The sequence below is a fragment of the Paucibacter sp. Y2R2-4 genome, from assembly GCF_025717535.1.
Lineage (GTDB): Bacteria > Pseudomonadota > Gammaproteobacteria > Burkholderiales > Burkholderiaceae_C > Paucibacter_A.
The window spans coordinates 441,243-453,263 of the sequence record NZ_JAJIRO010000004.1; the positions used below are offsets into that span (position 1 = coordinate 441,243).

The 12,021-nt window shown below is 65.3% G+C and carries 8 protein-coding genes; 2 read left to right on the plus strand and 6 right to left on the minus strand.

Features of this window, described 5'->3' with window-relative positions; translation table 11 throughout:
• Nucleotides 1-5: 5 nt before the first annotated feature.
• Together LNV06_RS17085 and LNV06_RS17090 are read right to left on the minus strand one after the other, a co-directional pair.
• Complete coding sequence (locus LNV06_RS17085; RefSeq protein WP_263539501.1) at nt 6-1,805, minus strand: DUF1800 domain-containing protein; 1,800 nt, start codon at nt 1,803-1,805, stop codon at nt 6-8.
• Nucleotides 1,806-1,978: 173 nt separating this feature from the next.
• Nucleotides 1,979-3,904, minus strand: coding sequence for a hypothetical protein (locus LNV06_RS17090; RefSeq protein ID WP_263539502.1), 1,926 nt, complete (start codon nt 3,902-3,904; stop codon nt 1,979-1,981).
• Between the two features lie 151 nt (nt 3,905-4,055).
• Between LNV06_RS17090 and LNV06_RS17095 the strand changes: the two genes are divergently transcribed.
• Nucleotides 4,056-5,330 (plus strand): MFS transporter, encoded by a 1,275-nt coding sequence (locus LNV06_RS17095; protein ID WP_263539503.1) that lies wholly within the window; start codon nt 4,056-4,058, stop codon nt 5,328-5,330.
• Nucleotides 5,331-5,354: 24 nt separating this feature from the next.
• On the opposite strand, the gene LNV06_RS17100 is transcribed toward LNV06_RS17095, so the two are convergent.
• Nucleotides 5,355-5,567: a hypothetical protein gene (locus tag LNV06_RS17100; protein WP_263539504.1), complete on the minus strand. Its 213-nt coding sequence runs from the start codon at nt 5,565-5,567 to the stop codon at nt 5,355-5,357.
• Between the two features lie 285 nt (nt 5,568-5,852).
• On the opposite strand from LNV06_RS17100, the gene LNV06_RS17105 reads away from it, so the two are divergent.
• Entirely contained in the window at nt 5,853-9,377 is a 3,525-nt protein-coding gene (locus LNV06_RS17105) for a Dyp-type peroxidase domain-containing protein (RefSeq protein WP_263539505.1), read from the plus strand.
• Between the two features lie 16 nt (nt 9,378-9,393).
• Here LNV06_RS17105 and LNV06_RS17110 read toward each other — a convergent pair whose 3' ends face one another.
• The 3 genes from LNV06_RS17110 to LNV06_RS17120 form a co-directional block, all read right to left on the minus strand.
• Nucleotides 9,394-10,113 (minus strand): substrate-binding periplasmic protein, encoded by a 720-nt coding sequence (locus LNV06_RS17110; RefSeq protein WP_263539506.1) that lies wholly within the window; start codon nt 10,111-10,113, stop codon nt 9,394-9,396.
• Between the two features lie 144 nt (nt 10,114-10,257).
• Nucleotides 10,258-11,619 (minus strand): Gfo/Idh/MocA family protein, encoded by a 1,362-nt coding sequence (locus LNV06_RS17115; RefSeq protein WP_263539507.1) that lies wholly within the window; start codon nt 11,617-11,619, stop codon nt 10,258-10,260.
• 27 nt (nt 11,620-11,646) lie between these two features.
• Nucleotides 11,647-11,970: a hypothetical protein gene (locus LNV06_RS17120; RefSeq protein WP_263539508.1), complete on the minus strand. Its 324-nt coding sequence runs from the start codon at nt 11,968-11,970 to the stop codon at nt 11,647-11,649.
• Between the last annotated feature and the right edge of the window lie 51 nt (nt 11,971-12,021).

Consider the following 12,021-nt stretch of genomic DNA (forward strand, 5'->3'; position numbering starts at 1 on the left):
AGCCCTCACTTTTGAACCAGGTATTCCGGCGACACCAGCGCCAGATAGACGGCCAGCTTGGCGCGATTGCGCGTCTGGTCATCGACGGTTTTCTGATTGCTGGCATCGGCCTTCAGCGCATCCAGCTTGACCGATTCCACCGCTGCCACCATCTCGCCCTTCAGCGCCGCATTGGCGCGCGCGCCCAGCAATTGCTTGCAGACCTGTTCGACCAAGTCGGCCGGCTTGGGCGCCAGCGCCAGCAGCGCCGTCAGGTCAAACTGCACATCGTTGCGGGTCGCCTTGTAGTCCAGGCCGCGCTGGCCAAAGCCGCTGGCCACGCCGTTTTTGATGTAATTGGCATAGCCGGCCACCGAGGTCTCATGCACCAGCTGCAGCTCGGGCATGGTCAGCTTGGCCGCGCCGGTCTCGCTACCCGGCAACACAAAGCCGGGCCGGTAAAAATTGAACACCGAGGGCGAACGCATCGGTGATTGACCCAGTTGGCTGCTCGGGTCATCGGTGCTGCCGATCAGCCAGGCGCCGCTGTCGCTGCTGGCGCCGAGGGCGCGCAGCGCGCCGGTCAAGCGCAGCACCGGCTCTTGCAGCTTGCCGTAGCTGGGCTGGCCCGCCAGCGCTGCATCGCGCGCCTCGGCGTCCAGCAGAATCGCCTTCACCATGGCCTTCATATCACCAGCGCCAAAGGCCTTGCTGACCCGCGCCACATAAGCCGGGCTGGGGTTGCTAGTGACCAGGCGCTGAATCATCTGGCGGCCGATAAAGGGCCCCACATTGGCATGCGTGGCCAGAGTGTCCAGGCCCAGTTTCAGGCTGGCGGCCGGGTCGGCCTTGTCTTGCGCGGGCAGCACCTTGCCGAGGAAGCGCTTCTCGCTGATCGAGTGGAACTGGCTGTAGCCCTGCATGGGTTTGATCAGCCGGTCGGCCGCGCAGTAGTCCGGGCACCAACCCCAGAAACGGCCATCGGCGGTGTCGGCACCATCCCAGCTGAAGCCGGTGAAGACCTTGGCCATGCCGGCGATGTCTTCGCCGGTATAAGTCGGCTTGGTCACACCGCCCTCCAGCTTGGGGCTGCCATCGGCGTTCAGCTCGATCAGGCCGATGGAGAAAAGCTGCATCACCTCGCGGGCGAAGTTTTCATCAGGAACGCGGCCGGTCTTGGCGTCTTCCTTTTGGTTCTTCAGGTGCGAGAGATACAAGCCCATGGCCGGATGCCGGGCCACCTGCTCCAGCAAGTCGCGGTAGTTGCCAAAAGCATGGGCCGACAGCACATCCATGTACGAAGCCACGCTGCGCGGCTGATTGGCCACATTGTCTTGGGCCATCGAGATCACCATGATCTGCGAGAGCGCATAGGCCACCCGCTGGCGCAGTTGGTCCTCGCCGGTGATGGCGACTTTGTAAAAGGAGTCCAGCACCTCGCGGGTGCCGGCCGAGTTGGCGGGTGCGGCCGCCTTGATGGCGGCGTCGGCGGCGTCCCAGTTGAGGCGGTGCGCGCTGGCCGGCTTGGCCAGCTGCTCATCCAGCCAGGGCTCATAACCCTTGTCCATGACGGCAGCAATGCTCGCCTCGGTGGGGCCGAAGCTGGCTTGCATCAGGAAACGCATGGCCTCGTCGCGGCTGCTGGGCTTGGCGATCACCGGCGGCGCGGGGGTGCTGGGCGTGCTTGGGGTAGACGGCGTCGCGCTAGCCGTGTCGCCGCCCCCGCCTCCTCCTCCGCAACCGATCAAGGCTGCGCCCAGCAAGCCGGCCAAGGCCAGCCCGCGCAGGCGTCGGCCGGGGTCGTCGAGGTTTAAGTTGTGCCGCATACCACTCGCTCCAAACTGCAGCGCAAGCGGGGAGCGAGCGCCATGGGCGGCACTCTACTCAGCGATCGCGGCGCAGCCGGCGAGCGCGGGGCAACAGTTGTAAGCGACTGTTGCCACAGGGGCGGGCACGCAGACGCCCGCCCCTTGAGCGTGAAAAACTACCGGCCCGAGCTTCAGCGCGAACGCAATTCGCGCGTGGTTTGCTCCAGCTCGTTGAAGCGCTGCTGGGCGCTCAAGGGCCGGATGCGGCCTGCCGCCAGCGCTGTCTGGTCCAAGTTGGCACCCCAGCTCAGGCCGCTGCGCAAGGGCTGCGGCGCGGCCAGGCCGTCCACCAGACTGCTGCTCACCCAAGGCATGGCCTCGGCCAGCACCAGCTTGACGCGCGGCTTGATGGCCGCCTCGCCAATGCGGCCGCGCTGGCCCCAGTTGACGATCAGATCGGCACTGAGCGCACCGTCTTGCAGCTTGTTGGTGACGGCATAGTCGCGCAGCACCCCATAGCGCAGCTGCATCATGGCCTCTTCCAGCAGCATGGCGGCGTCTTCGCGCGAGTAGCGCTCGCCATCGGGCACGGAGTACGCGTAGTCATCGTTGACCCGGTCGCGGCCGAAGAAGTTGGCTATATCGCCGGGCGTGTAGGACTGCTGCAGCGCCGTGGGCGTGGCGCCGAAGGACAGCACCTTGGCCAGGCCTTGCATCTCGCTCGAGTAAAACGGCAGCTGCTCGTACAGGCTTTGCGACAAGCTGCGCGCCGGGCCCGCCTCATAGACGCGCTTATTGCTGGGCAGGGACGCATGCGTGCGCGGCGGCATGAAGTCGGCCGCATGGGTCAACTCATGGAACAAGAGGCTGCCCAAGGGATAGACCACTTCGGCCAGATTGCGACTGACTCGCGGCTCGCGGGCCAAGCTGGCATAAGCATGGTTGTTGTCCTTCACATAGCGCCAAGGTGAGGCGTAGTTCAGGGCCGCGCCGAAATTGCTGCGCGGATCGGGCGACTCGCTGACGCTGTCGCGCTGCTCGGGTGTCAGCCAGAGATTGCTGGCATCCAGATAAATCGCCCCGGTGGCATTCCAGTAAAACGAGGGCCGCACCCGCCCGCCGATCACGATGGCGGTGACGCTGGAGAGCATGCGACGGAAGTCTTGCTGCGGATCTTGCTCACGCAAAAAGCGCTCAAAGACCTCGCCCATCCAGTCGTTTGATACCAGCACCCGCTGCATCACCTGTTCCACCGTCGGCACCGCGCCGGTCGTGGCTTGGCCCAGCAGGGGCAGACGAGCTAGCGTGCACAGATTGTTGGGGTTGCTGGCGCTCAGGCGCGGGCTGTAGATGCACTCGTCCAGCGCCGCCGCATAAGGCCCTTGGGCCAGATAGGGGTAGACGCGGCTGACCGGGTCTTTGGCGGTGAACAGCGGGTCGCTGGGCAGACCCGTGCCGGGCGCTTGGACCAAGAGGCTGAACTCGCCGCTGCCTTGCCGGCCATTGGCCAGCGTGACGGTGGCACGCAGGCGTACCAGGGTGTCTTGCGTCACTTGCGGCGCCTTCAGCAGCAAGCGCCAGGCCGTGCTGTCGCCCAGGTCCACGCTGGGGCCCTCGATCTGCGTCCACTGCACCGTGGCCGCCGCCCACTCGGGGCTGGCCAACTGCGGATGCGTAGCCCGCAGCGAGGTCTTGCCCCCGGCCATCACCGAGGGCTCGCCGCGCAGCAGCGGGCTATCGGCATTGGCTGCGGCCTTGGCCTCCAGCGGCACGGCTTCACGGTAGCTGCGGCCTTGCTCGTCCACATAGCTGAGCTCAAAGCGATAGAGCTGAGCCGATTGCGGATCCACCGAGATCGCTTGGGAGCGCGCCGACAGTGGATTCAAGGCCGGCCCGGCCGTTTGCGTCCACTGCAGCTGCTTGAGTTCATGGCCGGCGCAGGCCAGCAGCGTCAACTCGGTATTGCGACCAGGCTGCGCCGCACTGTCTTGCGCCAAGCGGGCGACCGAGCCGGGCTGGCACTCCGCGCTCAGTGGCGGCACCGGCAAGACCACCGGTGGGCTGACTTCCGAGTTGCCGCCTCCGCCGCCTCCGCCCCCGCAAGCAGCAAGCAGCATGAGTGGCAGCAGCAACACTGCGAACCAGGACAAAGGCTTGCGCTGACAGCTGATCGCGCGGCCTGTTTGGATTGTTTTTCTCATTCGCTCCCCCTGCTAACGCCGGCATTGCCCGGCCATCGTCTGGATTCGTCTGTGCCAAACTGAGGCGATGTTACAAGCCCTCGCCCGCCGCATTGCACCTCTGGGTTTGCCTTTTCGATTGCTCTTGATCAGCGACACCTTGATGCTGCTCTCGCTGATGGTGGGCCATGTGGCCGTGCCCTGGTGGGTGGCCACGCAAGGCGGTGCGGCAGAGCTGGCGATCTTTGCCGCCACCTTGGCGGGCGCTTCTTTCATCGCCCTGCCGCTGCTCTCGCCGCTGGGGGACCGCATCTCCAAGCGCCACCTGATTGCCGGCGGCCTGATGCTGATGGCGGCCGAAGGCGTGGTGCTGGCCGCCTTGGCGCAGGCCGGCTACTACCACCTGAGCTGGGTGATCGCGCTGGAGTTGCTGGCAGTGATTGCGATGGCGGCCATCATGCCGGCCTCGCTGAGCATCGTGGCCGAGCTGCTGCCGCCCGCGCAGCTGACCGAGGGCCTGGGTTTGCAGAAAAGCGCACAGGCGGTGGGGCGGCTAATGGGCCCGGTCTTGGGCGGCGCGGTCTTGGCCGCTGCCGGCACCGCGCCAACGCTCTGGCTGCATGCACTCTTGCTGGTCTTTGCCGCCTTGCTGGCGGCACGCATCAAAACCGTGGCGCCCGAGCAGCAAGGCGCCAAGAAGCACTTTTTGAGGGAGTTGCGCGCCGGCCTGGCGGCCAAATGGAAGATGCCGATGGAGCGCGGCTGGACCTTTGTGTCCTTTCTGGTGATGATTTTCTTCGGCCCCGGCATCGGCATGCTGCTGCCGCTGAAGGTGCAATCGCTGGGCTTGTCGGCGGTGTGGCTGGGCGCTTGCGAGGCCAGCTTATCGGCCGGGCTCTTGCTGGGCTCTTTGGGGGGCTCGGTCTGGCTGGCGCAGCGCATCGGGCGCTTCAACGCCAGCTTGGCCGCGATTTTGATGGAGGGCGTGGTGATGCTGGCGATTGGCCTGAACCACCAGCCCTTGCTGCTGGTGCTGGGCTTCGGCCTGTTTGGCGCCTGCATTGCCACCGTGCAGATGGTCGGTCAGACGCATCGCCTCTTGGCCATGCCGCAGAGCTACCGGGCCCGCATGACGGCCGTCAATATGATGGCCATGCAAGTGGCCGGCGTCTTGGGGCCAGGTCTTGCCGGGCTGACGCTGCTGCGCAGCGATGTCGATGCGGTCTATGGCCTGTTTGGCCTGGGCCTGTTTATGGTCGGCCTGGGCTATCTTTTGGTGCCGGGCTACCGGGCCTTTTTGAACCTGCCCCATGCCGAGGCCGAGGGGCATTACGCCAAGCACTATCCGCAGCTGTTCCGCTGAGGGCCAGCGCCCTCCCTGTTCGACTCAGGACTGGCTGCGGCCTTCAATCAACACGGTAGGCAGCTGCTGCACCGGCAATTGCGCCGAGGCCGTCACGATCCGACCCGCTTGCTGCTCTTTGTGATGCTGCGCCTCGGCCTGGTCGGCCAGGTTCAGCCCGAGCACGGCGGAGGCCGCGACGGCGCCCAGCGCGGTCAGGAAAGTCGTCAAAAGAGAGAAGTCAAAGCGGGTTTTCATGATGATGCTCCTTGGTGTTGAGGGGGCTCCTCTGTTGCAATGTCTGCAGTGTCCAAAAAACCCCGCCGCGGCGCATGGGGCAAGCGACGAAACGCCTGTCTGAGCGGGCGAAGTGAGATTGGCTGCGACGAATGGTCGCCCTGAAACCACCCAATTCGGCCAAATCCGAGCAGCCCTGCCACTGGCTATCCCTGGAAGTCCCGAGGCCGTCACGATCACAAGTCACTATGGTCGCGTCTGCCGCCCGCATCAGCGGCCGACCAACATCCAGGGAGACACAACACCATGCCAGCCAACAAACCCGAGACCCAGCTTCAGGGCATCACCGACCTGTGCCTGCTGACCCCCATCAAGCCCGGCTTCGTCACCGCTTTTGAAACCATCAGCCATGTGGAGCGCCTGCGCCGCGTGCTCAAAACGCTCAACGGCCTGCGCCTGGCGGCGCGCGAGTCCAGCGAAAAACCGGGCCTGTTCACCGATGTAGTGAGCCGCTTTCGCATCGTGCATTCCTTCCGCTGGGCCATCATCGAGCCCCGCCCCGGCATCGACGCTGAAGGCACGCCGCACAAGTTCTTGCTGAACGTCTGTTTTGACGGCGGCTGGGAACCGTATATGCGGGTGATCTGGGACGAGCTCGGCAGCATGCTGGACTTGATGCTGTGCCACTGCGAGGGCTATGCGCTGGCGCGCGAGACCAGCTTCGAGCGCTATATGGCCTGGGTGCGGGCCCATGAGTTCTCGGCCAATTTTCTCTACCTGGCCTCCGGGCGCAGCTGCAGCGACCATGAATACCTGGCGGCGCTGGAGCTGCTGCAGCGCCAGAACCCCAGCGCTGGCCCGCTGGAAGCCACCCGCCTGCGCACGCCGCAGCAAGGCAGCGCCAAGCCCTTGCCCAGCCATCCTCAAGCGCGCTTCGATATGGCGGTGCGCGGCCTACCGGCGCTGGCGGCCTTGCATGGACTGGAGCGTTACTTCCTCGCCGGCGGCGCCCCCGACGGCGACTGCCTCTTGCGCGCCAGCCGCGACATCTTGTTCGAACTGCTGCAGCTCGACACCTTGCAGCAATTCCCGCTGGCTCCGCCTGCCAACCCCGCCACCGAGCCGCTGAAGGCCGCCGGCCACCAGCTCCGCCAAGTGCATGGGCGCATGTTGAGCTGGTTTGAACGCACCCCGCAGATTCCACTGGCCCAGCCGCGTGCGCTGGCCTACTTTGACGCCGACATTCAAGGCGGCATGCTGAGCCCCTACCCCGATTTGAGCGGCGGCGCTCTGGTGCTGCTGCGGGTGGCGAAGCGGGCCGAGGCGGTGGCCTGGTTGAGCGCTTTTCAAGCCAGCAGCGAGGCCGACACCTTGGGGGCCAAGAAGCCGGCCGGCGGCCTCTACCGCAATGTGGCGCTGAGCCCGAGCGGCCTGAAAGCCCTGGGCGTGCCGGCCAGCCGCTTGAGCCGTTTTCCGCAAGCCTTTGTCGAGGGCATGGACGCTCGTGCCGGCACGCTCGGCGACCTGCGCAACAACCACCCGCGCGCCTGGCGCCTGCCCGCGCGCAACTGGCCCCAAACACAGACTCAGGGCGGCACGGTGGAGTTGGGCAGCGTGCATGTGCTGATCCAGCTTCGCCATGGCGACAAGCTGACGCCGGCCAAGCTGCAAGCGGCGATTGCGCAGCTGGAAGTCGGCTCCGGTCTGCAGATCCTTTCGGTGCAGGCGATGCGGCGCAACAGCGGCGCCCAGGGCGAAACCCGCGAGAACTTCGGCTTTGTGGACGGCATCAGCCAGCCGCAGGTCGTGGAGCCGCCCGCCGCGAACCCGCCCGCCAGCGATTGGTCGGACGCGGTGCGCCGGGGCGAGTTGTTGCTGGGCTTCCCAACCCGACGCGACCGGGTGGCCGTGCCCGAGCAGGCCGATGCCTTGCTGGACCTGGGCAGCTTTTTGGTGGTGCGCAAGCTACGCCAATATGTGCGGCGCTTGCATCAGGTCATCGACCCGCAGGCTCAGGCCCTGAAGCTGCGGCGCGAAGACCTGCTGGCCAAGATGATGGGCCGCGAGCTGAACGGCGCAGCACTGGCCGCGCCGGGCTTGGGCGCCAGCAATAACTTCAATTACAGCGCCGATGCCGATGGCGCGAAATGCCCTTTCCACGCCCACATCCGCCGCGCCAATCCGCGCGAGGGTCAGGCCTTGCCTCGGCTGCTGCGTCGCGGCATGTCCTACGGCCCGGCCTATGTGGAAGGCCAGGAGCCCGAGCAGGAACAAGACCGCGGCCTGATCTTCATGGCCTACAACGCCAATCTGGCCGAGCAGTTCGAGACGGTGCAGCGCTGGATTGCCGGCGGCAACGCCAGCGGCGGCTACTCGGGCCAAAGCGACCCTTTCTTGGGCGTGCCCGAGGCCGGCCAGCCGCGCATCTTCCGCTTCGAGCATCAGGGCCAGGCCGTGCATCTGGACCTGAAGGACAAGCCCTTTGTCGAGCTGCAATGGGGCGGCTATTTCTTTGTGCCCTCGATCAAGGCCTTGCGCAATCTGGCCGCGCTGGTGGAGCTGCCGCTGCCCGAGCCGCAGCTGCCGCCGCTGAAGGCGCCGCCCTTGAACGACCGCGCCGCCTGGCAGCTCTGGCTGGAAGACGCCAACAGCCGCGATGCCGCCTGGGCCTATGTGCGCAGCCAGCCCGGCGGCGTGCTGCGCACCGACTACGGCGTGCTGGTGGGCGATGCGTCTCGAGTGATGGACGTCTTCCGCGACCCGGCGCAGCGCTATGCGGTGGGCGGCTATGGCGATCGCATGCAACAGTCCATCGGCCGCGGCTATCTGGGCATGGACGACGACAGCGGCCACCGCGAGCAGGCGCCGCGCATCAATGCGGCCATCGAAGCCATCAGCGAAGTGCAGGCCTTCGAGGCCGCTTACAAGGCCGCCGCCGAGATGCTGCGCCAGCTGCGCCTGGGCAATCTGGCGCTAGGCCAGAGCGAAGCTTTGCTGGACTTGGAACGTTTGTCCGAGCAAGTGCTGGCCGAGCTCTGCCGGCTCTGGTTCGGCCTGCCGAATGGCCAGCAGATGTGGGGCTGCGAATGGCATGCGCCCAGCGAGGGCGAGGCGCCGCGTTGCCCTCGCGATCTGTTTGCCGTCTCGCGCTATGTCTTCGGACCTCGGCCCACGCCGGTGGTCGAGCAAGTGGCGCGGGCCAAGGGTCAGGGCTTGCTGCAAGCGGTGCGCGACTGGCTGGCCACGTCGCCCAAGCTGCCGACGCTCAGCCAAGCCATCGTGGACGCCTTGCAAGAACTGGCGCAGCAGGACGCCGACATCATCCCGCGCACGCTGGCCGGCATCATGCTGGGCTTCCCGCCCACGGTGCATGGCAATCTGGTCTCCAGCCTGAGTGTCTGGGTGCTGAGCAAAAAGCTCTGGGATCTTCAACAAGACTGGCAGCCGCCGGCCGGCGCGACGCTGGAGCAGCGCTACAGCCAAGCCATCGCCGCGCTGCGCCCGACGCTGATCGCCACCATGATGGGTCGGCCAGTGCCGGGCATGGTCTGGCGCACCGCGCGCTCGGCCCACACCCTGGGGCAGACCGAGGTGCTGGTGGGCGACAAGATCATCGTCGGCATCGCCTCCTGCACCCAGCACAAGCCAAGCGACCATTACCCGATGTTCGGCGGCGACCGGCGTGACGCCCAGTCACCCGCGCCGCTGCATGCCTGCCCCGGCTATGCCATGGCCATGGGCGTGATGCTGGGCGTGAGCGCCGCCCTGCTGGAAGCCGGCACGCTGCGCAATACCGGTTCGCCGACGGTGTTGGCCTTGCAGCTGCGCTGAGTTTGCAAGAAAAAGTTCAGCGGTAGCGGGCCAGCAATCGACCCCAAGCGCCGCTGGCGCTGAACTCGGCGATGGCACGATTCAAGCGGTCTAACTTCAGCTCGCTGCGTCGTGACAAAGCGCAGGCCATGGCCAATTGAGAGACCTTGAAATCGGGATGCAGGTCCAGCTTCAAGCCCCCCGAGCGGCGTTGGTAGTCGACAAAGAGCTGACTGGCGACGGCGTACTGCATGCGCCCCGCCTCCAGCTTGCGCAAATTGGCGTCCATGGTCGGTCCGTCCTCGCGCACAAAGCCGGCGCCCAACTGCTTTTGCAGCTCGGGATAGAAAAAGCCGTTGACCGTGCCGATGGGCTTGCCAGCGAGGTCAAGCAGCTGGCGCGGCATGGCGGCGCTGCGCAGGCTCAGGATCAGCTCGGTATCGGGCAGAAAGGGCTCACTCCAGTCGAACGGCCCGGCCAGCCACTGCGGCAGGTAAGCGCAGGCGATGTCCGCCTGCCCCTGCTCTAAGCGCTCGGCGATGCGCTTGCGCGGCAGGACCAGAAAGCGCGTCTGCAGACCCAGCTGAGCCGACAAGGCCTCGCCTAAATCGCGGTGAATGCCGCGTCGAAGCTCGTTGTCCTGCAACTCGGCCCAGGGCAAATGCGTGCTGGCATCCACCGCAAACACCAGCGTGTCCGGGGCGGCGTGGGTGGGCTTGGTCCATGCGCCCAATAGGGCGGCAAGCAATGCGCCCATTGATGCGAAAAAACTCAGCCTTTGACTTCCCGACTCGAGCATAGCGGCGCGCTCAGCATTGCCTCAATGCCTCAAGCTTAGCGCCTTCACAAGCCTTCGGCGCTGCGCCCGGTGCAAGCCCCCTGGCAGCGCCCAAGCAAGCCTTCAGTACTTGTCGTCAAAAGCAAAGATGGGCTTGCGCGTCTTCCACTTGCCCTCGGTGAAGTCGGGGAAGGCCAAGGTCTTGAAGCCCTCGGCGATGGACTGCTCCGACAGCGGCGTGATGGCGCTCCAGGCCACCGCGTCGTAGATGTCGATGGGCATGGGTGCATCGGCCTTCAGCGCTTCGACAAAGGCGTTGATGACGAACCAGTCCATGCCGCCATGGCCGGCGCCGGCGGCGGTAGTGGCATGCTTCTTCCACAAAGGGTGTTCGAACTTGTCTTGGTAGGCCTGGAAATCTTCCCACTGGTGCGGCGGACTGATACCTTCCACATGCACCGAGTGGTTCAGATCCATCCACAAGCCGTTCGTTCCCTGCACACGGAAGCCCAGCGAGTAGGGGCGGGGCAGCGAGGTGTCGTGCTGCAGCAGAATCGTTTCACCGTTCTCGCAGGCCAAGGTGGTGGTCACGATGTCGCCCAGCTTGAACTTGACCTTTGCGTTCGGGTGTTCCTTCGTGCCTTTTTTGTTGGCCACATAGTCTTGCAGACCGCGCGCCTTGCTGGCGAAGGCATTGATGTGGGTGAAGCGATTGCCGCGATGGATATTGGTGTACATCGCGCAAGGACCAATGCCGTGGCTGGGGTAGAGCTCGCCATTGCGCTGCACCGAATGCTCGGTGCGCCAACGCGCCTCTGACCAGCCTTTTTCGCCGAACTCCACACCGCTGCCATAAGGCTCGGTCGGCTTGCCAGAGTTGAACTTGACGGCACGCAAATCATGTTGATAGCCGCCCTGCAGATGCACCAGCTCGCCAAACATCTGCGCCCGCACCATCTGCAGCACCGCCATCACATCGCGGCGATAGCAGACGTTCTCCAGCAACATGTACGGCGTGCCGGTGCGCTGCTGGGTGCGCAGCACATTCCAATGGTCTTGCAGGGTGATGCCAGCCACCACCTCGCAGCCCACCGCCACCTTGGCCTCCATGGCGGCAATCGCCATCGGCGCATGCAGCTCCCAAGGTGTGGCGATGATGACGCCGTCTAGATTCTTTTGCGCCAGCAGTTGCAGATAGGCCTGCTTGTCGCCGCTCTCGCCATAGGTCTGCGGCTTCGGTCTTTCAAACTTTTCCACCATCGCCAGCGCGCGGCCCAGCATGATGGGCTCGATATCGCACAAGGCCACCACGTCCACATCCTCGCGGCGCAGCAGCTCCTTGAGCAAGACCTGACCCCGCATGCCGGTGCCGATCAGTCCGAGGCGCAGGCGTGCGCGTGTGCCAGCAACAGCAGCGCCCGCTGGCACCATCGCCGCTGCGGCAAATCCGGACGACAAGACAAAGCTTCTGCGATTCAAATTCATAGCAAAACGTGTTCGAAAAGGTAAGACTCAGAACTGCGCCAGCAGCCAAACCAGTGCCGCCACAAGCCATAGCACCAGGCTCAACGCATCAAGCTGGGTAACGAAACCTTGCGAAGATGCTCGCCTGGTGCCAACGGGGGCAAACAAGCGCGCCGGCTCCAAGGCAAAGATCAAGGTGTTCAGGCCGGCTCCGCACCAAAAAAGACCAGCGGACAAACTCAGCGTGGCCCGCGACTCCCAGACCAAGAGCAAGATCAAGAGGGCCGAACCGCCAAACACTGCAGAAGTCACCTTCAGCTTGAGTGAAGGGACAGGTGCGGGCTCGGGTTTGGGTTGGTCATTCTTGGGCATGGCTTGCGCTCAGGATACCGCCTCCCGAGCGCACTCGGCAGGCGGTATCCG

Excerpts from the sequence above, each read along its gene's own strand:
- LNV06_RS17110 (WP_263539506.1), bottom strand. The coding sequence starts at position 10,113 with ATGGGCGCATTGCTTGCCGCCCTATTGGGCGCATGGACCAAGCCCACC.
- LNV06_RS17085 (WP_263539501.1), bottom strand. The coding sequence starts at position 1,805 with ATGCGGCACAACTTAAACCTCGACGACCCCGGCCGACGCCTGCGCGGG.
- LNV06_RS17105 (WP_263539505.1), top strand. The coding sequence starts at position 5,853 with ATGCCAGCCAACAAACCCGAGACCCAGCTTCAGGGCATCACCGACCTG.
- LNV06_RS17100 (WP_263539504.1), bottom strand. The coding sequence starts at position 5,567 with ATGAAAACCCGCTTTGACTTCTCTCTTTTGACGACTTTCCTGACCGCG.
- LNV06_RS17115 (WP_263539507.1), bottom strand. The coding sequence starts at position 11,619 with ATGAATTTGAATCGCAGAAGCTTTGTCTTGTCGTCCGGATTTGCCGCA.
- LNV06_RS17090 (WP_263539502.1), bottom strand. The coding sequence starts at position 3,904 with ATGCTGCTTGCTGCTTGCGGGGGCGGAGGCGGCGGAGGCGGCAACTCG.
- LNV06_RS17120 (WP_263539508.1), bottom strand. The coding sequence starts at position 11,970 with ATGCCCAAGAATGACCAACCCAAACCCGAGCCCGCACCTGTCCCTTCA.
- LNV06_RS17095 (WP_263539503.1), top strand. The coding sequence starts at position 4,056 with ATGTTACAAGCCCTCGCCCGCCGCATTGCACCTCTGGGTTTGCCTTTT.